At 61.0% G+C, this 21,456-nt stretch carries 19 protein-coding genes; 18 read left to right on the top strand and 1 reads right to left on the bottom strand.

Going from position 1 to position 21,456, the window contains the following annotated elements:
• The first annotated feature begins 12 nt into the window (after positions 1 to 12).
• The 18 genes from CO660_RS08590 (at position 13) to CO660_RS08505 (ending at position 20,366) form a co-directional block, all read left to right on the top strand.
• Positions 13 to 1,176 carry an NADH-quinone oxidoreductase subunit E gene (locus CO660_RS08590; RefSeq protein ID WP_097598370.1) on the top strand — a complete coding sequence of 388 codons (1,164 nt, stop codon included), beginning with the start codon at positions 13 to 15 and terminating at the stop codon, positions 1,174 to 1,176.
• Positions 1,177 to 1,186: 10 nt separating this feature from the next.
• Positions 1,187 to 2,491, top strand: a complete 1,305-nt coding sequence (gene nuoF, locus CO660_RS08585; protein ID WP_064801825.1) for an NADH-quinone oxidoreductase subunit NuoF — start codon at positions 1,187 to 1,189, stop codon at positions 2,489 to 2,491.
• 2 nt (positions 2,492 to 2,493) lie between these two features.
• Entirely contained in the window at positions 2,494 to 3,177 is a 684-nt protein-coding gene (locus CO660_RS08580) for a 5' DNA nuclease (RefSeq protein ID WP_097598369.1), read from the top strand.
• Positions 3,178 to 3,399: 222 nt separating this feature from the next.
• Positions 3,400 to 5,481 (top strand): NADH-quinone oxidoreductase subunit NuoG, encoded by a 2,082-nt coding sequence (gene nuoG / locus CO660_RS08575; RefSeq protein WP_097598368.1) that lies wholly within the window; start codon positions 3,400 to 3,402, stop codon positions 5,479 to 5,481.
• A gap of 12 nt (positions 5,482 to 5,493) precedes the next feature.
• Complete coding sequence (gene nuoH / locus CO660_RS08570) at positions 5,494 to 6,537, top strand: NADH-quinone oxidoreductase subunit NuoH (protein ID WP_064801830.1); 1,044 nt, start codon at positions 5,494 to 5,496, stop codon at positions 6,535 to 6,537.
• A 40-nt stretch (positions 6,538 to 6,577) separates the two neighbouring features.
• Entirely contained in the window at positions 6,578 to 7,069 is a 492-nt protein-coding gene (gene nuoI / locus CO660_RS08565; RefSeq protein ID WP_004680064.1) for an NADH-quinone oxidoreductase subunit NuoI, read from the top strand.
• Positions 7,070 to 7,209: 140 nt separating this feature from the next.
• A complete protein-coding gene (locus CO660_RS08560; RefSeq protein ID WP_011424932.1) occupies positions 7,210 to 7,824 on the top strand; it encodes an NADH-quinone oxidoreductase subunit J in 615 nt (204 codons plus the stop codon).
• A 23-nt stretch (positions 7,825 to 7,847) separates the two neighbouring features.
• On the top strand, positions 7,848 to 8,156 hold the full coding sequence (nuoK, locus tag CO660_RS08555; RefSeq protein ID WP_010066755.1) for an NADH-quinone oxidoreductase subunit NuoK: 309 nt from the start codon (positions 7,848 to 7,850) through the stop codon (positions 8,154 to 8,156).
• Positions 8,157 to 8,163: 7 nt separating this feature from the next.
• Positions 8,164 to 10,164, top strand: a complete 2,001-nt coding sequence (gene nuoL / locus CO660_RS08550) for an NADH-quinone oxidoreductase subunit L (protein WP_097598367.1) — start codon at positions 8,164 to 8,166, stop codon at positions 10,162 to 10,164.
• Entirely contained in the window at positions 10,164 to 11,675 is a 1,512-nt protein-coding gene (locus CO660_RS08545; protein ID WP_097598366.1) for an NADH-quinone oxidoreductase subunit M, read from the top strand. The genes nuoL and CO660_RS08545 overlap by 1 nt, the downstream gene beginning before the upstream one ends.
• 18 nt (positions 11,676 to 11,693) lie before the next feature.
• A complete protein-coding gene (nuoN, locus tag CO660_RS08540; protein WP_097598365.1) occupies positions 11,694 to 13,139 on the top strand; it encodes an NADH-quinone oxidoreductase subunit NuoN in 1,446 nt (481 codons plus the stop codon).
• Positions 13,139 to 13,903, top strand: a complete 765-nt coding sequence (locus CO660_RS08535) for a biotin--[acetyl-CoA-carboxylase] ligase (RefSeq protein WP_097598364.1) — start codon at positions 13,139 to 13,141, stop codon at positions 13,901 to 13,903. The genes nuoN and CO660_RS08535 overlap by 1 nt, the downstream gene beginning before the upstream one ends.
• A gap of 17 nt (positions 13,904 to 13,920) precedes the next feature.
• Positions 13,921 to 15,591 (top strand): ribonuclease J, encoded by a 1,671-nt coding sequence (locus CO660_RS08530; protein WP_097598363.1) that lies wholly within the window; start codon positions 13,921 to 13,923, stop codon positions 15,589 to 15,591.
• 2 nt (positions 15,592 to 15,593) lie between these two features.
• Complete coding sequence (mce, locus tag CO660_RS08525) at positions 15,594 to 15,998, top strand: methylmalonyl-CoA epimerase (RefSeq protein ID WP_097598362.1); 405 nt, start codon at positions 15,594 to 15,596, stop codon at positions 15,996 to 15,998.
• Between the two features lie 163 nt (positions 15,999 to 16,161).
• On the top strand, positions 16,162 to 16,437 hold the full coding sequence (locus CO660_RS08520; protein WP_020921013.1) for a DUF1467 family protein: 276 nt from the start codon (positions 16,162 to 16,164) through the stop codon (positions 16,435 to 16,437).
• A 588-nt stretch (positions 16,438 to 17,025) separates the two neighbouring features.
• A complete protein-coding gene (proS, locus tag CO660_RS08515; protein ID WP_097598361.1) occupies positions 17,026 to 18,348 on the top strand; it encodes a proline--tRNA ligase in 1,323 nt (440 codons plus the stop codon).
• 15 nt (positions 18,349 to 18,363) lie between these two features.
• Complete coding sequence (locus tag CO660_RS08510) at positions 18,364 to 19,668, top strand: lipoprotein-releasing ABC transporter permease subunit (RefSeq protein ID WP_097598360.1); 1,305 nt, start codon at positions 18,364 to 18,366, stop codon at positions 19,666 to 19,668.
• Between the two features lie 14 nt (positions 19,669 to 19,682).
• On the top strand, positions 19,683 to 20,366 hold the full coding sequence (locus CO660_RS08505) for an ABC transporter ATP-binding protein (protein ID WP_097598359.1): 684 nt from the start codon (positions 19,683 to 19,685) through the stop codon (positions 20,364 to 20,366).
• Positions 20,367 to 20,563: 197 nt separating this feature from the next.
• On the opposite strand, the gene CO660_RS08500 is transcribed toward CO660_RS08505, so the two are convergent.
• Positions 20,564 to 21,028 carry a DUF5680 domain-containing protein gene (locus tag CO660_RS08500; protein ID WP_097598358.1) on the bottom strand — a complete coding sequence of 155 codons (465 nt, stop codon included), beginning with the start codon at positions 21,026 to 21,028 and terminating at the stop codon, positions 20,564 to 20,566.
• Between the last annotated feature and the right edge of the window lie 428 nt (positions 21,029 to 21,456).

The following is a 21,456-nucleotide window of genomic DNA, read 5'->3' as shown; positions in this document are numbered from 1 at the left end:
GCGTGAGGAAGAATGTCCGTTCGTCGATTAGCCGAAGATCAATTTCAGCCTGCCGCATTCGCCTTCAGCGATGAAAATGCGGTCTGGGCGGACAAGACGATCCAGAAATACCCCGCCGGCCGCCAGCAGTCGGCGGTCATTCCGCTGCTGATGCGGGCGCAGGAACAGGACGGCTGGGTCACGCGCGCGGCGATCGAAAAGATCGCCGACATGCTCGACATGGCCTATATCAGAGTGCTCGAGGTCGCGACCTTCTATACGCAGTTCCAGTTACATCCTGTCGGCACGCGCGCCCATGTCCAGGTCTGCGGCACGACGCCCTGCATGCTGCGCGGCTCGGAAGCGCTGATGTCGGTCTGCAAGAGCAAGATCCACGCGCACCCCTTCGAGCGCAATGCCGAAGGCACGCTCTCCTGGGAAGAAGTCGAATGTCTTGGCGCCTGCGTCAACGCCCCGATGGTGATGATCGGCAAGGACACTTACGAAGACCTGACGCCGGAGCGCCTCGAAGAGATCATCGACACCTTTGCCGCCGGCAATGGCGCGAGCATCAAGCCGGGCACCCAGATCGACCGGATATTCTCAGCACCTGAAGGCGGCCCGACCTCGCTGACGACGGAAGAGCCGAAGGCAAGGACACGCGCCAAGAAGGCCGATACCGAAACCGTGTCGGCACCGGTCGACGGCGCGCCGGTCCCGCCCTCCGAGGCCGGCCGCCCGAAGAGCACCGATGCCGAGACCAATGCCGCCTTGAAGACGCCGGCGACGGCGCCGAAGGCAGCAGCGAAGAATGCCAAGGCAGCCGCGCAGCAGCCGGTTTCCGGCACGGCGCCTGCCGAGCCGGCGCTTGCTGCGGCCAAGGCCGAAACCGCTCCAGCGGCCAAGCCCAGCCTGACCGACAAGAACCGTCCAGCCGGCATCGAAAAGCCCGCCGCACCGGATGACCTGAAGATGATCTCCGGCGTCGGTCCGAAGATCGAGGCGACATTGAATGAAATCGGCATCTTCACCTTCTCGCAGGTCGCAGGCTGGAAGAAGGCCGAGCGCGAATGGGTCGATGGCTACCTGAATTTCCGCGGCCGCATCGAGCGTGACGACTGGGTCAAGCAGGCCAAGGCGCTCGCCAAGGGCGGCGAAGCGGAATATATCAAGGTCTTCGGCAAGAAGCCGCGGTAAGAGGTGAAGCATGTTACAAGATAAAGACCGCATCTTTACCAACATCTACGGCCTCAAGGACAAGTCCCTGAAGGGCGCGATGAGCCGCGGCCACTGGGATGGCACCAAGCAGATCCTCGAAAAGGGCCGCGATTGGATCATCAACGAGATGAAGGCCTCCGGCCTTCGCGGCCGCGGCGGCGCAGGCTTCCCCACGGGTCTCAAATGGTCCTTCATGCCGAAGGAAAGCGACGGCCGCCCGCATTACCTCGTCGTCAATGCCGACGAATCGGAGCCCGGCACCTGCAAGGACCGCGATATCATGCGCCACGATCCGCACACGCTGATCGAAGGCTGCGTCGTCGCGAGCTTCGCCATGGGCGCCAATACCGCTTATATCTATGTGCGCGGCGAATATATCCGCGAGCGTGAAGCGCTACAGGCGGCAATCGACGAATGTTATGATTACGGCCTGCTTGGCAAGAACAACAAGCTCGGCTGGGACATGGACATCTTTGTCCATCACGGCGCCGGCGCCTATATCTGCGGTGAGGAAACCGCGCTGCTCGAGAGCCTGGAGGGCAAGAAGGGCCAGCCGCGGCTCAAGCCGCCGTTCCCCGCCAATATGGGTCTCTACGGCTGCCCGACGACCGTCAACAACGTCGAATCGATCGCTGTCGCGCCGACGATCCTGCGCCGCGGCGCCGGCTGGTTCTCTTCTATCGGCCGTCCGAACAATGTCGGCACCAAGCTGTTCATGCTCTCCGGCCACGTCAACAAGCCGTGCACCGTCGAAGAGGAAATGGGCATCACATTCCGCGAACTGGTCGACCGCCACGCGGGCGGCATCCGCGGCGGCTGGGACAACCTGCTCGCCGTCATTCCGGGCGGCGCATCCTGCCCGATCGTTCCGGCCAAGGACATCATCGATTGCCCGATGGATTTCGACGGCCTGCGCGGTGTCGGCTCCTCCTTCGGCACGGCCGCCGCGATCGTCATGGACAAGTCCACCGACGTCATCAAGGCGATCGCCCGCATCTCCGCGTTCTTCAAGCATGAGAGCTGTGGCCAGTGCACGCCCTGCCGCGAAGGCACTGGCTGGATGTGGCGCGTGATGGAGCGCATGGCCAAGGGCAATGCCCAGAAGCGCGAAATCGACATGCTGTTCCAGGTGACGAAGCAAATCGAAGGCCACACCATCTGTGCGCTCGGCGACGCCGCCGCATGGCCGGTGCAGGGCCTGATCCGTAACTTCCGCCCCGAGATCGAAAAGCGCATCGACCAGTATACGGCAAGTGCGCTCGACCACGGGGCGGTTTTGGAGGCGGCTGAGTAATCATGACGGACAAGGCATCCAAGAGTGGGAAGAAGGAAGAGACCGCTGATTTCGCGGCCGGCTTCGGCCGTCTTGCCGCCGAGATGCTGGAAAACGCGCAGGCAATGCCTGTGCATCCGCTGATGGCGCACCCTGCCGCAGCCTTTGCCGCCGCAACGGCAATCGGTTTCGGCCTCTCGACGCAGATGGCGAGCGCCTTTTTCGGAGCCTTCCAGGGCGCTCTGGAAACGACGGGCAAACTCGCCGCAGCCCTTGATGACACGCCGCCCGACGAACCGGCGCCCGCAGTCGATATCCGACCGAAAAATATCCGCCCGGCCGTCAAGGCTTTCAGCAAGCCCGCGGCCGACAATCCTGCGGTCGAGCGGAAGGCTGGGCCGAGGCTGACAGTCGTCAAGCCGGCTGCCGAACCGGTGCCGGCGAGCCGGCCAAAGCCGGCTGTGAATGCAAAAGCCGCTCAGCGGACTGCAAAGGCCGACGATCTCAAGCTGATCGCCGGCATCGGCCCGAAGCTGGAGCAGGTGTTGAACACCAAAGGCATTCGCGGCTTCGCCGATATTGCCGCCTGGACCGACGAGGATATCGCCCGGCTCGACGCCGAGCTCGGCCTTAACGGCCGCATCGCGCGCGACGACTGGATTGGTCAGGCGAAGGTTCTGGTCGGGCGGGGCCGCAGAAGGAAATGAACTGCCCGGCCGTGCAACCGGCCGGAGATAGGGCGGATCGGCGCAGGGGGCGGGGGCCTCACGCTGCAGATGCCGGTGCGGGTTCCGCGTCTGGAACGCGCGACAGACAATTTGGGCGACATCGGCTGCCAGCAGGACGAAAGATCCGGCTCGGTAAAGAGAATGTTGTAAAACAGGTTTGTTTGCCGCCTTCAGGCAAACGGGAAACAGGACTGAGCGACGATGGCAAAACTGAAGATTGACGGCAACGAGATCGAAGTTCCGGATCATTTCACGCTATTGCAGGCGTGTGAGGATGCCGGCGCCGAAGTTCCGCGCTTCTGCTTCCACGAACGCCTGTCGGTTGCCGGCAACTGCCGCATGTGCCTTGTCGAGGTGAAGGGCGGCCCGCCGAAGCCGCAGGCTTCCTGCGCCATGAGCGTGCGCGACATCCGCGGCGGCCCGAATGGCGAACTGCCCGAGGTCTTCACCAACACGCCGATGGTCAAGAAGGCCCGCGAAGGCGTGATGGAATTCCTGCTGATCAACCATCCGCTCGATTGCCCGATCTGCGACCAGGGCGGCGAATGCGACCTGCAGGATCAGGCGATGGCCTTCGGCATCGACACCTCCCGCTACCAGGAAGACAAGCGCGCCGTCGAGGACAAGTATATCGGCCCGCTCGTCAAGACGGTGATGAACCGCTGCATCCATTGCACGCGCTGCGTCCGCTTCACCACCGAGGTTGCCGGCATTTCCGAGCTCGGCCTGATCGGCCGCGGCGAGGATGCCGAGATCACTACTTATCTCGAACAGGCGATGACCTCCGAACTGCAGGGCAACGTCGTCGACCTCTGCCCGGTCGGCGCGCTCACGTCCAAGCCCTTTGCTTTCACCGCGCGCCCCTGGGAATTGAACAAGACCGAGTCGATCGACGTCATGGATGCCGTCGGTTCGGCGATCCGCGTCGACACCCGTGGCCGTGAAGTGATGCGCATCCTGCCGCGTGTCAACGAGGCGATCAACGAAGAGTGGATTTCCGACAAGAGCCGCTTCATCTGGGACGGTTTGAAGACGCAGCGCCTCGACCGGCCTTACGTCCGCCGCGACGGCCGCCTGCAGCCGGCGAGCTGGGCCGAAGCCTTCGGCGCCATCAAGGCTGCTGTCAGCGCCACCTCGGGTGACAAGATCGGTGCGATCGCGGGCGACCTCGCTTCCGTCGAAGAAATGTATGCGCTCTCCGAACTGGTGAAGTCGCTGGGATCGGCCAATCTCGACTGTCGCCAGGATGGGACGGCACTCGATCCGTCGCTCGGCCGCGCCAGCTACCTTTTCAACCCGACAATTGCTGGCATCGACCAGGCCGACGCGCTGCTGATCATCGGCGCCAATCCGCGCTTCGAGGCGGCTATCCTCAATGCCCGCATCCGCAAGCGCTGGCGCCGCGGCAAGTTCCCGATCGGCGTCATCGGCGAGCCCAGTGAACTGCGTTACACCTATGACTATCTCGGCGGCGGACCTGACACACTGAAGGATCTGGTCGACGGCGGTCATGCCTTCGCCGACGTCCTGAAGAACGCCGCCAAGCCGATGATCATCATCGGCCAGGGCGCGCTGTCGCGCAGCGATGGCGCCGGCGTACTCGCAAGTGCCGCCAAGCTTGCCGGTTCGGTCGGTGCGGTCGTCGACGGCTGGAACGGCTTTGCCGTCCTCCACACTGCCGCTTCGCGCGTCGGCGGCCTCGACCTCGGCTTCGTACCCGGTGCCAAGGGCGTCAGCGCCGCCGAGATGCTGACGGCTATGGACGTGCTCTTCCTGCTTGGCGCCGACGAACTCGACTTCACCGCCAAGAAGGCCAAGCTCACCGTCTATATCGGCTCGCACGGCGATAACGGCGCCCACCATGCCGACGTCATCCTACCGGCCGCAGCCTATACCGAAAAGTCCGGCACCTGGGTCAATACCGAAGGCCGTGTCCAGATGGGCAACCGCGCAGGCTTTGCGCCGGGTGATGCCCGCGAGGACTGGGCGATCATTCGCGCCCTGTCGGACGTGCTCGGCAAGAAGCTTCCCTTCGATTCGCTGAGCGAGCTGCGCGGCCGGCTCTATGCCGCTTTCCCGCATTTCGCCGCCATCGACGAGATCGCCGGAACCGATAGCGCCCAAATTGCCGCAGTCGCGAAAAAAGCCGGCAAGATGAACAAGTCAGGGTTTGCGTCGCCGGTCAAAGACTTCTATTTGACGAACCCGATAGCGCGCGCCTCGGCTGTCATGGCCGAGTGCTCGGCATTGGCCCGCAACAACTTCAAAGTCGCGGCAGAGTAAGGGCAGGAACTCATGGATTCTTTCTTCTCAACCTATGTCTGGCCGGGGATCATCATGATCGGTCAGTCGCTGCTGCTTCTCGTCTGCCTGCTCGTCTTCATCGCTTACGTGCTGCTTGCCGACCGCAAGATCTGGGCGGCGGTGCAGCTGCGCCGCGGTCCGAACGTCGTCGGTCCCTTCGGCCTGTTCCAGTCCTTCGCCGACCTTCTGAAGTTCGTCTTCAAGGAGCCGATCATTCCGGCCGGCGCCAACAAGGCCGTGTTCCTGCTGGCCCCGCTGGTTACGGTGCTTCTGGCGCTGTCGACCTGGGCGGTGGTGCCGCTCGCCGACGGCTGGGTGATCGCCAACATCAATGTCGGCATCCTCTATATTTTCGCGATCTCCTCGCTCGAAGTCTACGGCATCATCATGGGCGGCTGGGCTTCGAATTCGAAATACCCGTTCCTCGGGGCGCTGCGCTCGGCCGCACAGATGGTGTCCTATGAAGTCTCGATCGGCTTCGTCATCGTCACCGTTCTGCTCTGCGTCGGCTCGCTCAACCTGACCGACATCGTCAATGCGCAGCACAATGGCCTCGGCACCATGCTCGGCCTGCCGGCCTCGTTCCTCGACTGGCACTGGCTGTCGCTGTTCCCGATGTTCATCGTCTTCTTTATCTCGGCGCTCGCCGAGACGAACCGCCCGCCTTTCGACCTTCCGGAAGCGGAGTCGGAACTTGTCGCCGGCTTCATGGTCGAATACGGCTCCTCGCCATACATGATGTTCATGCTAGGCGAATATGCCGCCGTCTGCCTGATGTGCTCGCTGACGACGATCCTCTTCCTCGGCGGCTGGCTGCCTCCGGTCGATATCTGGATCCTCAACTGGGTCCCTGGCATCATCTGGTTCATGCTGAAGGCATGCTTCGTGTTCTTCATGTTCGCGATGGTCAAAGCCTTCGTCCCGCGCTACCGCTACGACCAGCTCATGCGTCTCGGCTGGAAAGTCTTCCTGCCGCTGTCGCTCGCTATGGTGATTATCGTTGCATTCGTGCTGAAACTGATGGGATGGGCGTAATGATGCCTGCTCTCGTTTCCGGCAAAATTGGAGGTTGAAGATGGCAAGCTTGTCCAGCTCCATCAACTCGCTGTTCCTGAAGGAATTCTTCGGCGCGTTCTTTCTGTCGATGCGCTATTTCTTCCGCCAGAAGGCGACGATCAATTACCCCTTCGAAAAGGGCCCGGTCTCCCCGCGATTCCGCGGCGAGCACGCGCTGCGCCGTTATCCCAACGGCGAGGAACGCTGCATCGCCTGCAAGCTCTGCGAGGCGATCTGTCCTGCCCAGGCCATCACCATCGAGGCCGGTCCGCGCCGCAACGACGGCACACGCCGCACGGTGCGCTATGACATCGACATGGTGAAGTGCATCTATTGCGGCTTCTGCCAGGAAGCCTGCCCGGTCGATGCGATCGTCGAAGGTCCGAATTTCGAATTTGCGACGGAAACCCGCGAAGAGCTCTATTTCGACAAGGCGCGCCTTCTCGATAACGGAGACCGGTGGGAGCGTGAAATCGCCCGCAACATCGCGATCGACTCGCCGTATCGCTGATTGATATCTGAAATGCTGTGATGGAGCCGCTCGCTCCTGTCGCGGTCAATATGTACAGGAGCTTTGTCGGCGAGTGCCGCGAAGCTTCATCGGGCAGGGAAACTCCCGGCTGCCCGGGGGAAGATGAAAAAGGCACCAACATGGGTCTGCAGGCTCTATTTTTCTATCTTTTCGCCTTTGTCGCTGTGGCGTCGGCGTTCATGGTCATCTGGGCGAAGAACCCGGTTCACTCGGTTCTGTTCCTGATCCTGGTGTTCTTCAACGCGGCCGGCCTGTTCCTGCTGCTCGGCGCCGAGTTCCTGGCGATGATCCTGCTCGTCGTTTATGTCGGCGCCGTCGCCGTCCTCTTCCTCTTTGTGGTGATGATGCTCGACATTGACTTCACCGAATTAAGGGCAGGCGTGCTCGAATATGCGCCGATCGGCGGGTTGATCGGGATCATCCTGGCGGCCGAGTTGATCGTCGTGATCGGCGGCAGTGTCATCTCGCCTGATATCGCCAAGTCAGTCGCCATGCCGATCCCGGCGCTCAGCGAGCGTACGAATACGGCCGCTCTCGGCGACGTGCTTTACACCAACTACGTCTATTTCTTCCAGATTGCCGGCCTGGTGCTGCTGGTCGCCATGATCGGCGCGATCGTGCTGACGCTGAGGCATCGCACCAACATCAAGCGGCAGAATATCTCAAGGCAGGTTGCCCGCACGCCCGCCACCGCCGTCGAGGTGGTGTCGGTCAAGCCCGGGCAGGGCGTCTAAAGGCAGGTCAAGGAACAAAGAACATGGTCATCGGACTTTCCCATTACCTGACGGTCAGCGCCATCCTCTTCACGCTCGGCGTCTTCGGCATCTTCCTCAACCGGAAGAACGTCATCGTCATCCTTATGTCGGTCGAACTGATCCTGCTTGCTGTCAACATCAACATGGTCGCCTTCTCTCACTTCCTGAACGACATTGTCGGTCAGGTCTTCGCGCTGTTCATTCTGACGGTCGCGGCTGCCGAAGCGGCGATCGGTCTTGCAATTCTCGTTGTCTTCTACCGCAACCGCGGCTCGATCGCGGTCGAAGACGTCAATATGATGAAGGGCTGAGTGGCTCATGTTCCTCTATAAGGCTATTGTCTTTCTTCCCTTGATCGGCGCGATCGTCGCCGGCCTTTTCGGCCGCGCCATCGGCGCCAAGGCTTCGGAATATGTCACCAGCGGCCTGATGATCGTCGCCGGCATCCTCTCCTGGATCGTCTTCTTTAACGTCGGCATGGGCCATCTTGAAGGCGGGCCGATCAAGGTCGAGGTGCTGCGCTGGATCCAGTCCGGCGGCATCGATGTCTCCTGGTCGCTGCGCGTGGATACGCTCACCTCAGTCATGCTGATCGTGGTCAACACGGTCTCGACGCTGGTGCATATCTATTCGATCGGCTACATGCATACCGATCCGCATCGCCCGCGCTTCTTTGCCTATCTGTCGCTCTTCACCTTCGCCATGCTGATGCTGGTGACAGCCGACAATCTTGCCCAGATGTTCTTCGGCTGGGAAGGCGTCGGTCTCGCCTCCTATCTACTGATCGGCTTCTGGTTCAAGAAGCCTTCGGCGACGGCCGCGGCGATGAAGGCTTTCATCGTCAACCGCGTCGGCGACTTCGGTTTCGTGCTCGGCATTGCCGGCGTCTTCGTGCTGTTCGGCTCGATCAACCTCGATACGATCTTCGCTAATGCATCGAATTTCGCCCCGCATGAAGGCGGCGGCGAGGCGAGCGAAGTGATCCTCAACCTCTTCGGCATGCAGCTCGACAAGGCGCATGCGCTGACCGGCATCTGCCTGCTGCTATTCATGGGCGCGATGGGCAAGTCGGCGCAGTTCCTGCTGCACACCTGGCTGCCGGACGCGATGGAAGGCCCGACCCCGGTCTCGGCCCTCATCCATGCCGCCACCATGGTCACCGCCGGCGTCTTCCTCGTCGCCCGCATGTCGCCGCTCTTCGAATTGTCGCCCGACGCACTGACCGTCGTTACCGTCATCGGCGCGATCACCGCCTTCTTCGCGGCAACTGTCGGCCTGGTCCAGAACGACATCAAGCGCGTCATCGCCTATTCCACCTGCTCGCAGCTCGGCTACATGTTCGTGGCGCTGGGGGTAGGGGCCTATGGCGCGGCGATCTTCCATCTCTTTACGCACGCCTTCTTCAAGGCGCTGCTCTTCCTCTGCGCCGGCTCGGTCATCCACGCCGTCGATGGCGAGCAGGACATGCGCTACATGGGTGGCCTGCGGCCACACATCAAGGTAACGTTCTGGATGATGATCATCGGCACGCTGGCGATCACCGGCGTCGGCATTCCCTTCACGCCGATCGGCTTTGCCGGCTTCTTCTCCAAGGACGTGATCATCGAGGCGACCTATGCCTCGCATTCGCCGGTCGCGGGCTTTGCCTTCTCGTTGCTCGTCATTGCCGCTCTGTTCACCAGCTTCTACTCCTGGCGTCTGATCTTCATGACCTTCTTCGGCAAGCCGCGCGCTTCGCACGAGGTCATGCACCACGTCCACGAATCGCCGCAGGTCATGCTGGTGCCGCTTTATCTCCTGGCGATCGGCGCGGTGCTGGCGGGCGTGATCTTCGAAGGCCGGTTCTACGGCGAGGAATATGCCGAGTTCTGGAAGGGCGCGCTGTTTACCGGCGCCGAGAACGAACTGGTCGAGGAGTTCCACCATGTGCCGGCGCTCGTGGGCCTGAGCCCGTTCATCGCCATGCTGATCGGCTTCGTCATAGCCTGGTACATGTATATCCGCTCGCCGCAGACGCCGCGCGTCCTCGCCAAGCAGCACCGGGTGCTCTACCACTTCCTGCTCAACAAGTGGTACTTCGACGAACTCTACGACTTCCTCTTCGTCCGCACGGCAAGGGCGCTTGGCCGCTTCCTGTGGAAGAAGGGTGACGTCGGCGTCATCGATACCTATGGCCCGAACGGCGTGGCAGCCCGCGTTGTCGCCGTCACCGACCGCGTCGTCCGCCTGCAGACCGGTTACCTCTATCACTATGCATTCGCCATGCTGCTCGGCATTGCGGCGCTCGTTACCTGGATGATGCTCGGGAGTTCCTTCTGATGACCGATTGGCCTATTCTTTCAACGGTCACCTTCCTGCCGCTCGTCGGTGTGGTGCTCCTGCTCTTGATGAATGGCGACAGCGAAAGCGGCCGGAAGAACGTGCTGTGGATCTCGCTGATCACCACCGTCTTCACTTTCGTCGTCTCGCTCTTCATCTGGATCGGCTTCGACAATGCCAATCCCGGCTTCCAGATGCTCGAAAAGCATGATTGGCTCGGCACCGGCATCGGCTACCACGTCGGCGTCGACGGCATTTCCATGCTGTTCGTCATTCTGTCGACCTTCCTCATGCCCTTCTGCGTGCTCGCGAGCTGGCTCTCGATCGAGAAGCGCCTGAAGGAATACATGATCGCCTTCCTCATCCTCGAAACGATGATGGTCGGCGTCTTCGTCTCGCTCGATATCGTGCTCTTCTACGTCTTCTTCGAAGCGGGCCTCATCCCGATGTTCCTGATCATCGGCGTCTGGGGCGGCAAGGACCGTGTCTATGCGAGCTACAAGTTCTTCCTCTATACGCTGCTCGGCTCGGTGCTGATGCTGCTCGCCATCATGGCGATGTACTGGCAGGCCGGCACGACCGACATCACCGCGCTGCTTGCCTACAAGTTCCCGCCGGCGCTGCAGACATGGCTCTGGCTTGCCTTCTTCGCCTCGTTCGCGGTGAAGATGCCGATGTGGCCGGTCCATACGTGGCTTCCGGACGCCCACGTTCAGGCGCCGACGGCAGGTTCGGTGATCCTGGCCGGTGTGCTCTTGAAGCTCGGCGGCTACGGTCTCATCCGCTTCTCGCTCGGCATGTTCCCGGTCGCCTCCGACTATTTCGCGCCGCTCGTCTTCGCCATGTCGGTCATCGCCATCATCTACACCTCGCTGGTGGCAATGATGCAGGATGATATCAAGAAGCTGATCGCCTATTCCTCGGTGGCGCATATGGGCTACGTGACCATGGGCATCTTCGCCGCCAACATGCAGGGTGTTCAGGGGTCGATCTTCCAGATGCTCTCGCACGGCATCGTCTCCGGCGCGCTCTTCCTCTGCGTCGGCGTCGTCTACGACCGTACCCACACCCGCGAGATCAACGCCTATGGCGGCCTCGTCAACAACATGCCGAAATATGCCGTGGCGATGATGGTCTTCACCATGGCCAATGTCGGGCTTCCCGGCACGTCTGGCTTCATCGGCGAATTCCTGACGCTGATCGGCGTCTTCCGGGTCAACACCTGGGTCGCGCTCTTTGCCGCCACTGGCGTCATTCTCTCGGCCGCTTATGCGCTCTGGCTCTATCGCCGGGTGATCTTCGGCGCCCTGGAGAAGGAAAAGCTGAAGGCGCTGCTCGATCTTTCGAGACGCGAACAGCTGATTCTTTATCCGCTGGTCGCGCTGACCATTTTCTTCGGCGTTTATCCGGCTCCGGTCTTCGATGCGACGGCCGCCTCGGTGGATCTGCTGGTCAACAACTACACGGCCGCCGTGCACGCAGCGCAGAATGTTGCGCTGTCTATGAAATGATGACGGGACTTATCGGACATGACCGCTGAAACAATTCTCCTCAGTCTGCATCTTTCCGCGCCGGAGCTCATCCTCGCGGTCGGCGCCCTGGTCCTGTTGATGGTCGGCGTCTTCTCAGGCGAGCGGTCGGGCCTTGCCGTCACCGGCCTTGCCATCGTCCTGCTGCTCGCATCCGGTCTGTGGCTGCTCTTTGTGCCGGCGGAAGGCCTCGCCTTCGGCGGCGTCTATATGGCTGACGGCTTCTCGCGCTTCATGAAGCTGGTGGCGCTCATCGGTTCGCTGGTCGCCCTGTTCATGACCATGGGGCATGCCCGCGAAAATCAGCTCGACAAGTTCGAGTTCCCGGTTCTGCTGGTGCTTGCGACCCTCGGCATCCTGCTGATGATCTCGGCCAACGACCTGATCTCGCTCTATCTCGCGCTGGAACTGCAGTCGCTGGCGCTTTACGTCGTCGCCGCGATCAACCGCGACAGCCTGAAGTCGACCGAAGCCGGCCTCAAATATTTCGTCCTCGGCGCGCTGTCCTCCGGCATGCTGCTCTACGGCATGTCGCTGGTCTACGGCTTCACCGGCCATACCCATTTCGCCGAGATCGCCCAGGCGCTTTCGGTTGAAGGCGCGCGTTCGCTCGGCCTCATCTTCGGCCTGGTCTTCATCCTCGCCGGCATCGCCTTTAAGATCTCGGCCGTTCCCTTCCACATGTGGACGCCGGACGTTTATGAAGGCGCGCCGACGCCGGTTACCGCCTTCCTCGCCGCAGCCCCCAAGGTTGCCGCTATGGCGATGATGACACGCATGGTCATCACCGCCTTTCAGCCGGTCTTGGCTGACTGGCAGCAGGTCGTCGTCTTCATCTCGATCGCCTCGATGCTGCTCGGCTCCTTTGCCGCGATCGGCCAAAAGAACATCAAGCGGCTGATGGCCTATTCCTCGATCGGCCACATGGGCTATGCGCTGGTCGGCCTTGCCGCCGGCAACCAGACCGGCGTTTCCGGCGTCATGCTTTACATGGTCATTTACATGATCATGACGCTCGGCACCTTCGCGATCATCATGTCGATGCGCCGCAAGGACGGCACCGTCGTCGAAAACGTCAACGATCTCGCCGGCCTTTCCACAACCAACCCGTTCATGGCTGTGGTGCTGACGGCGCTGATGTTCTCGCTCGCCGGCATTCCGCCGCTCGCCGGATTCTTCGCCAAATACTTCGTCTTCGTTGCTGCGATCGAAGCCAAGCTTTATGCGCTTGCCATCATCGGCGTTCTCGCCTCGGTCGTCGGCGCCTATTATTATCTGCGTGTCATCAAGCTGATGTGGTTCGATGAAGCGACCGGCGAATTCGCCCGTGTCTCCAGCGCCCTGCGTCTGGTCTTCGGTCTCTCCGGTCTCTTCGTCACCGCCTATGTGCTCATCGGCGGCCCGATCGGCGGCGCGGCAGAGCTTGCCGCTGCGACGCTCTTCTGATGGCCTCCGACGGACGACGCCGGATATCGCTCGGCGATATCAGGCATGAGGCTCTGTCGGAAACATCGTCCACCAACAGCGAATGCCTCGCCCGAGCCCGGGCGGGGGATCCCGGCAATCTCTGGGTGACGGCCGAGAGGCAGACCGGCGGCCGCGGCCGTCGCGGCAGGCTCTGGGTTTCCGAACGCGGCAATCTCTACGCGTCTCTTCTGCTGATCGACCCGGCGCCGATGGAGCGCCTCGGCTCGCTGCCGCTGGCGGTTGCCGTTGCCGTTCACCAGGCCATCCGCAGGGTACTGCCCCCCGGCGGCGAACCGCTTGAGGTCAAATGGCCGAACGATATTCTCATCGGCAGAAAGAAGACCTGCGGCATCCTGGTCGAAGGCGAGGGGCTGCCGGATAGCCGTTATGCGCTGATCGTTGGCATCGGCATCAATGTCTCGGTCATGCCGGACAATCCGCTCTATCCCGTCACCTGCCTGCGCCAGCATGCGAGCGCGGCTTCGCCGGAGGAACTTTTCGCTCATCTTTTCGCGGCGATGGCGGATGTGCTCGAAATATGGGATCAGGGCCGCGGCATTGCCGAGATCACCGCGCGCTGGCGCGCCATTGCCTGTGGCATCGGGGAAAAGATCACGGTCAATTTACCGGACCGGTCGATTTCCGGACAATTCGCCGGGATTGATGATAATGGCTTGTTGATGCTCGATACCGGCGCTGGCACGATCATGTCTATTGCCGCCGGTGATGTGTTTTTTAGATAGCGGAAAAAACGAAAATTATGGCGAAACAGGACGAATTGGTATTCCTGCCTCTGGGCGGCGTCGGCGAGATCGGGATGAATCTTGCCCTTTACGGCTACGGCCCGCCCGAGCATCGCCAGTGGATCATGGTCGATTGCGGCGTTACTTTTCCCGGACCTGACTTGCCGGGTGTCGACCTCGTGCTGCCCGATATCCGCTTCCTTGCCAGCGAGCGAAAGAATCTCAAGGCAATCATCATCACCCATGCCCATGAAGACCATTACGGGGCACTCGCCGATCTCTGGCCGGGCCTCAATGTTCCGGTTTTCGCCTCGGCCTTTACATCGGGTCTGCTTGAAGCCAAACGCAACTTCGAGAAGGCAACGATCGGCGAAGTGCCGGTGACGCCGTTCAAGGCAGGCGACACGATCAATGTCGGCCCGTTCAGCATCGAAGGTGTGGCCGTCAACCATTCGATCCCGGAGCCGATGTCGCTGATGATCCGCACGCCGGCCGGCAACATCATCCATACGGGGGACTGGAAGATCGACCACGAGCCTTCGCTCGGGCCTCTGACCGATGAGACACGCTTCCGCCAGCTTGGCGACGAGGGCGTGCTGGCGCTGATGTGCGATTCCACCAACGCCCTGCGCGACGGTGTTTCACCGTCCGAGAAGGATGTGTCGGAAAGCCTGCGCAAGATCATCGAGGATGCCGAGGGCCGGGTGGCGATCACGACCTTCTCGTCCAATGTCGGGCGTATTCGCACCGTAGCCGAGGCTGCCGAGGCGGCCGGCCGCGAAGTGCTGTTGCTCGGCAGTTCGCTGAAGCGCGTCGTCGATGTCGCTAGTGACATCGGCCTGATGGAAGGGGTCAAACCTTTCATTTCCGAGGAGGAGTACGGCTATATCCCGCGCGACAAGGTCGTCGTCATCTTGACCGGTAGCCAAGGTGAGGCGCGGGCGGCCCTTGCCAAGCTCTCCCGTGACGAGATGCGCAATGTGGCCTTTGCGGCAGGTGATATCGTCGTCTTTTCTTCGCGTGCCATTCCCGGCAACGAGAAGGCGATTCAGGACATCAAGAACGGCCTCGTCGAGCAGGGCGTGCATATCATCACCGATACCGAGGCGCTCGTCCACGTCTCCGGCCATCCGCGCCGCAACGAGTTACAGCGGATGTATGAGTGGACCCGGCCGAAAATCGTCGTGCCGGTGCATGGCGAGGCGACGCATCTGACGGCGCATAAGGAGCTGGCCGAGCAGTCCGGCATCGCGATCGTGCCGCGGGTGCGCAATGGCGATATCCTGCGGCTGGCGCCAGGCCCGGTCGAGGTGATCGCGGAAGCGCCGCATGGCCGCATCTACAAGGATGGCCTGCTGATCGGCGATTTCGACGAAATGGGTATCGGCGAGCGCAAGAAACTCTCCTATGTCGGCCATGTCGCGGTCAGCATCGTGCTCGACGGGCGTTATGACATCCTCGGCGATCCCGACCTCGTCTCGATCGGCCTGCCGGTTTATGATGACGAAGGCGAGGAGATGGAGGATACGCTCTACGATGCGGCGATCAGCGCCATCGAAAGCATTCCGCGTGCCCGCCGCAAGGATATCGACATGCTGCAGGAGGCCGTGCGCCGTGCCATCCGCGCAGCCGCAAATCACGCCTGGGGCAAAAAGCCCGTTGTCACCGCCTTCGTCACCAAGGTCTGACCATGCTCGGCCGAGTGAATCATATCGCCATCGCCGTTCCCGACCTCGCAGCGGCGACGGCCGCTTATCGCGACATGCTGGGGGCCGCGGTATCTGAGCCGCAGCCTCTGCCGGAACACGGGGTCACCGTCGTCTTCGTCGAGTTGCCGAACACCAAGGTGGAATTGCTGCAGCCGCTCGGGCAGGACTCGCCGATCGCAACTTTCCTCGAAAAGAACCCGTCCGGCGGCATGCATCATATTTGTTACGAGGTGGACGATATCATCCTCGCCCGTGACCGGCTGGTCGCCGCCGGCGCGCGGGTGCTTGGCAACGGCCAGCCGAAGACCGGCGCGCATGGCAAGCCGGTGCTCTTTCTGCATCCCAAGGATTTCTTCGGCACGCTGATCGAACTCGAACAGGCCTAAATCAAATACAATCGGACACGATTTCGCTGCGGCAGAATGACCCGAAGAAGGCGAAATGTTTCCTTCGCTTTGAGTTGCACGCTATTCCGCCGTATAAGTGCGCCAGCTCCAAGCGGCACTGCGCTTCACGCGTTCTGTCGGCAAGACACCACCGGGAAAGATAATGCTCCAGACCTTCCTTCAGGGATTCGCCGTCTACTTCATCATCTGGTGGATGACGCTGTTCGCCGTTCTGCCGATCGGGCTGCGCACCCAGGCGGAAGACGACGATATCGTGCTCGGCACCGTGCCAAGCGCGCCCACCCGCTTTCGCGCCGCCTTCGTCTTTTCGCTGACGACGCTGATCTCGGCGCTGATCTATGGCATTTGGTATGTCTGCGACACCTATTTCGGCTGGGGCTTCGATGCCCTTCCACAACTCGGGCCTAGCTTCTATTGAGATAGCTTTTGCTCAAAGTTTGAGCATATGCAAATCTTATCATGGAAATCGAGCTCGCATATTGGCGTCATGCTGGCGCGTCAGAGAGCTCGCCTAACGGAATGAGATGCTCCCCTTACGGAAGCTGTCTGGAGTTTGAATGGGAGGAGAGGGCGAAAAGCCAAAAAAAAACAAGGCCAGAAGCCTTGTTTTAAGTATCGCGTGATCTGTAACCGTTGCCGGGGCTGCGACGAGCGCGCCTAAGATCTGATCCTCCCAAGACTTGACCGCGAGTACAGCAAGAATTTAGCTTCTTGCCTGTTTTGTGAGCTAAAGCTAGCTCAAAGATTGGGCTTTGTCATTAGCTTTTTTTGCATTTTTGCTACACCCTAGCAAAATTTTTCTGTTGACAAGATTTTCGTTCAAGTCCTTATAAACACGCGCTTTTTTACGCCCTTTCATTTTGCGGGTGCGAACATGCGTGTCCGGGAGGCGGCCGACAGCAGTTGCGGGTTTCCTTCCCGCCGCGAAGCGGCTATGAACGCTCCCACATTCACAAGTATCTTCGATTCCGCTCGCCAGTGGGATCTCAACTGCTCCGGAATCGCCATGCGTCTGTCTCGCTACTTCTTGCCCATCCTTAAGGAAAACCCCAAGGAGGCGGAAATCGTCTCCCATCGGTTGATGCTGCGCGCCGGCATGATCCGCCAGCAGTCTCAGGGCATCTACTCCTGGTTGCCGCTCGGCAAGCGTGTGCTCGACAAAGTCAACGCCATTATCCGCGAGGAGCAGAACCGCGCCGGCGCCATTGAGCTTTCGATGCCGACCCTGCAATCGGCCGAGCTCTGGCAGGAAAGCGGCCGTTATGATGCCTATGGCAAGGAGATGCTGCGCATCAAGGATCGCCAGGACCGGCCGATGCTCTACGGCCCCACCAACGAGGAGATGGTGACGGATATTTTCCGCTCCTCCGTCAAATCCTACAAGGACCTGCCGCTCAATCTCTATCACATCCAGCTGAAGTTCCGTGACGAGATCCGGCCTCGCTTCGGCACCATGCGCTCGCGCGAATTCATGATGAAGGACGCTTATTCCTTCGATCTGACGCGCGAAGGGGCGGAGCATTCCTATAATAAGATGTTCGCCGCCTATCTCAGAACATTCGATCGGCTTGGCCTTCGCGCCATCCCTATGCGCGCGGATACCGGCCCGATCGGCGGCAATCTAAGCCATGAATTCATCATCCTCGCCGATACCGGCGAATCCGAAGTCTTCTGCCATAAGGACTTCGTCGGTTTCGATATTCCCGGCGAAAACACTGATTTCGACAGCGTCGAAGGTCTGAAGGCGATCTTCGACAAGTGGACCTCGCTCTACGCGGCCACCTCGGAAATGCACGACGAGGCTGCCTTCAACGCCGTTCCCGAAGCCGAGCGCCTTTCCGCCCGCGGCATCGAGGTTGGCCATATCTTCTACTTCGGCACGAAATATTCCGAGCCGATGGGCGCGAAAGTCCAGGGGCCCGACGGCAAGGAACACTTCGTCCACATGGGTTCCTACGGTATCGGTCCGACACGCCTTGTTCCCGCCATCATCGAAGCATCGCATGATGACAACGGAATCATCTGGCCGGCATCGGTCGCACCCTTCGATGTCGTCGTCATCAACATGAAGGCGGGCGATGAGGCCTGCGACGATACTTGTGAGCTGATCTACGCCGCGCTGAAAAAGGCCGGCAAGGATGTGCTCTATGACGACACCGACGACCGGGCCGGCACGAAGTTCGCGACCGCCGACCTGATCGGCGTACCTGTCCAGATCATCGCCGGCCCGCGTGCGGTCGCGAACGGCGAGGTCGAAGTGAAGGACCGCAAGACCGGCGCCCGTGAAACGATGACCATCGAAGCGGCGATCAACAGGTTCGTGGCTTAAGGAAACGGAGGCGAAATGGCAGAGGCAGCAGTGGACCGGAGTTCAAAATCCGGCTTGGGTCCGGCTGGCAAGCCATTTTCCACCTTTGAGCGCCTCGTGGCGTGGCGCTATCTGCGCGCCCGCCGCAAGGAGGCCTTCATTTCGGTGATTGCCGGCTTCTCCTTCGTCGGCATCATGCTCGGCGTTGCGACGCTGATCATCGTCATGGCAGTCATGAACGGCTTTCGCACCGAACTCGTCTCGCGCATCCTCGGCATCAACGGTCATATGATCGTGCAGCCGGTCGATGGCCCCTTTACCGATTACCCCGACCTGACCGCCAAACTCGCGGCGGTGCCGGGCGTCAAGATGGCGCTGCCCCTGGTCGAAGGGCAGGTGCTTGCCTCCGCTCAGGCTGGCGGCAGCACCGGCGCTTTGGTGCGCGGCGCCCGCGCCGAAGACCTGACGAAACTCAAGACAATCTCCGACAACATCAAATCCGGCGACATGGTGGGCTATGCCTCTGGCGAGGGCGTGCTGATCGGCACCCGCATGGCCGATCAGCTGGGTCTGCGCGTCGGCGACCTCATTACCCTGACCTCGCCGGAAGGCGACATCACGCCGATGGGCGTCAATCCGCGCGTCAAATCCTATAAGATTTCCGGCCTGTTCGAGATCGGCATGTCCGAATACGATTCCTCGATCATCTTCATGCCGCTCGAGGAAGCGCAGCTCTACTTCAATGCCGCTGGGCTGGTGCAGTCGATCGAGCTCTTCGTCGATCATCCCGATGATATCGACGCCCTGAGGCCGAAGGTGGAAGAGGCGGCCGGCCGCCAGATCAACCTTACCGACTGGCGTCAGCGCAACCAGACCTTCTTCTCCGCACTCCAGGTCGAGCGCAACGTCATGTTCATGATCCTGACGCTGATCGTGCTCGTGGCGGCGCTCAACATCATCTCCGGCCTCATCATGCTGGTGAAGGACAAGGGCAGCGATATCGCCATCCTGCGCACCATGGGCGCCAGCGCCGGCGCCATCATGCGCATCTTCTTCATGACCGGGGCGGCGATCGGCATCGTCGGTACCCTTGCCGGTGTGCTGCTCGGCGTTCTCGTCTGCGTCAATATCGAATCCATCCGCCAGTTCTTCTCCTGGATCTCCGGCACGGTGATCTTCAATCCGCAGGTCTATTTCCTCAGCCAGCTGCCGGCCGAGATGGATATCGGCGAAACGATCTCGGTGGTCGTCATGGCGCTCAGCCTCTCCTTCATCGCCACCATCTTCCCGGCATGGCGCGCCTCCAGGCTCGATCCGGTGCAGGCCCTGCGCTACGAATAAGGAATGCCGCATTCATGAACCGCAACGTCGTCCTCAAGCTTACCGGCGTCGAGCGCCATTACGGGCAGGGCGATACGCTGCTCACGATCCTGAAGGGTGCGGATTTCTCGCTGTCTAAAGGGGAAATCGTCGCCCTTGTCGCCCCCTCCGGCACAGGCAAGTCGACCCTGCTGCATGTCGCAGGCCTGCTCGAGCATCCCGACGGCGGCGAGGTTACCATTAACGGCCTTGCCTGCGATGGCCTTTCCGATGAGAAGCGCACGGCGATCCGCCGACGCGAGATCGGCTTCGTCTATCAGTTCCATCACCTCCTGCCGGAATTTTCCGCGCTTGAGAACATCATGATGCCGCAGCTGATCGCCGGCCTGTCCTGGAAGGAGGCCCGGGAGCGAGCCGGCCAGCTTCTCGATTATATGCGCATCGGCCATCGCGGTTCGCATCGCCCGGCTGAACTTTCCGGCGGCGAACAGCAGCGCGTCGCGATCGCCCGCGCCGTCGCCAATGCGCCGACGCTGCTTCTTGCCGACGAGCCGACCGGCAATCTGGATCCGGAAACGGCAAGCTACGTCTTCGATGCGCTGGAGGCGCTGGTGCGCCAATCCGGCCTTGCCGCCCTCATAGCCACCCACAACCATGAACTTGCCGGCCGCATGGATCGGCGCGTCACGATTTCGGACGGCAAGATCGTCGACTTTTGAGACGGCTATCCATGGCTGTTTGGTTGACCACCTGCCCCTCACCCTAACCCTCTCCCCGTAAACGGGGCGAGGGGACTTGCCCAGCGAGAGGTAGGTGGGGAACGGAGGGGTAAGGCCATCTCCCTTCGCCCCGCAAGCGGGGAAAGGGTGCCGGCATGCGGATGAGGGGCTGATCTCGCCGACCTCCTGGTCGGACATCAGAGAATAACCAGCCCACCGCGATAATCGAGCACATAGGCCTTCCGCTCCTCGACCATGATGCATTCCTGGCCGCTGAATCCCTCGCAGCCGCCTTCGCTGCGGTCGACATAGCGGCCGAACGGATGATCGAATTCCATTCCGCCAAGAAAGCGGCCCTCCCGATACATTGCCGACAGCGCCGCCTTGATCACCGTTCCGGCGGCACTGCCGTCGATCAGATCGGACGCGACGACGCGGCCGAAATAATTCATCACCCAGACGGGTTCGCCGGCCAACCACACCACTTCCTGGCCGGCGAAATCGGTGCCGCCGAAGTAGCTGTCGAGATAGGACCAGTCGCCGCGCTCGTAGCCGATATCGTGAGCGCCCGGCCGGCAGGGCGGGCGAGGCACACCACCGCCGACATAGGTCGCGGCCTTCGCCTCTACGATGAAGTCGTTCAGCATCACGGTGTCGAGCATTATCATCTTCCTCCTGCCTCATCTGATACGGATATAGCAGAACGGTGAGAACATAAGAAGAACAAAAGAGTGCATCGCTCGATCGCCTTGGGGCAGGTTCATCAGACATCGAATGCGCTGTACGGATCCGTTCGGCAGGCGATGTCGAGCCGGTCGCGGAGCATGTTCAAAGCCAGCGCCGAAAGCGAGGTTCGATTCGCAGTCCGGAGCCGGCATTTTCAAACGCAAGCGCAAAGGAAAAGATTCCTGTTGACATAGGAACATAGATGGAACAGATTGAAAACATAACGAGTAAAGGAGAGCCAGATGACTGACATGATCCGTGATATCGCAGCATTCACCTCCATCGCAATGTTCGTTGCCAGCTTCTCGCTGATCGTCATCGCGATCTAAAGTTTTCAGGGGATCGCATGGCAGTCATGCGGTTC

The sequence above is a fragment of the Rhizobium sp. L9 genome, from assembly GCF_002531885.1.
In the GTDB taxonomy this organism is placed as follows: Bacteria; Pseudomonadota; Alphaproteobacteria; order Rhizobiales; family Rhizobiaceae; genus Rhizobium.
Note: the sequence above shows the minus strand (reverse complement) of the source record. Positions and strands in the feature narration are given on the sequence as shown.

Coding starts and splice junctions, on each gene's coding strand:
- proS (WP_097598361.1), top strand. CDS start 17,026: ATGCGTCTGTCTCGCTACTTCTTGCCCATCCTTAAGGAAAACCCCAAG.
- nuoF (WP_064801825.1), top strand. CDS start 1,187: ATGTTACAAGATAAAGACCGCATCTTTACCAACATCTACGGCCTCAAG.
- nuoL (WP_097598367.1), top strand. CDS start 8,164: ATGTTCCTCTATAAGGCTATTGTCTTTCTTCCCTTGATCGGCGCGATC.
- CO660_RS08520 (WP_020921013.1), top strand. CDS start 16,162: ATGCTCCAGACCTTCCTTCAGGGATTCGCCGTCTACTTCATCATCTGG.
- mce (WP_097598362.1), top strand. CDS start 15,594: ATGCTCGGCCGAGTGAATCATATCGCCATCGCCGTTCCCGACCTCGCA.
- CO660_RS08535 (WP_097598364.1), top strand. CDS start 13,139: ATGGCCTCCGACGGACGACGCCGGATATCGCTCGGCGATATCAGGCAT.
- CO660_RS08510 (WP_097598360.1), top strand. CDS start 18,364: ATGGCAGAGGCAGCAGTGGACCGGAGTTCAAAATCCGGCTTGGGTCCG.
- CO660_RS08530 (WP_097598363.1), top strand. CDS start 13,921: ATGGCGAAACAGGACGAATTGGTATTCCTGCCTCTGGGCGGCGTCGGC.
- nuoK (WP_010066755.1), top strand. CDS start 7,848: ATGGTCATCGGACTTTCCCATTACCTGACGGTCAGCGCCATCCTCTTC.
- CO660_RS08590 (WP_097598370.1), top strand. CDS start 13: ATGTCCGTTCGTCGATTAGCCGAAGATCAATTTCAGCCTGCCGCATTC.
- CO660_RS08560 (WP_011424932.1), top strand. CDS start 7,210: ATGGGTCTGCAGGCTCTATTTTTCTATCTTTTCGCCTTTGTCGCTGTG.
- nuoH (WP_064801830.1), top strand. CDS start 5,494: ATGGATTCTTTCTTCTCAACCTATGTCTGGCCGGGGATCATCATGATC.
- CO660_RS08580 (WP_097598369.1), top strand. CDS start 2,494: ATGACGGACAAGGCATCCAAGAGTGGGAAGAAGGAAGAGACCGCTGAT.
- nuoI (WP_004680064.1), top strand. CDS start 6,578: ATGGCAAGCTTGTCCAGCTCCATCAACTCGCTGTTCCTGAAGGAATTC.
- nuoN (WP_097598365.1), top strand. CDS start 11,694: ATGACCGCTGAAACAATTCTCCTCAGTCTGCATCTTTCCGCGCCGGAG.
- nuoG (WP_097598368.1), top strand. CDS start 3,400: ATGGCAAAACTGAAGATTGACGGCAACGAGATCGAAGTTCCGGATCAT.
- CO660_RS08505 (WP_097598359.1), top strand. CDS start 19,683: ATGAACCGCAACGTCGTCCTCAAGCTTACCGGCGTCGAGCGCCATTAC.
- CO660_RS08545 (WP_097598366.1), top strand. CDS start 10,164: ATGACCGATTGGCCTATTCTTTCAACGGTCACCTTCCTGCCGCTCGTC.
- CO660_RS08500 (WP_097598358.1), bottom strand. CDS start 21,028: ATGCTCGACACCGTGATGCTGAACGACTTCATCGTAGAGGCGAAGGCC.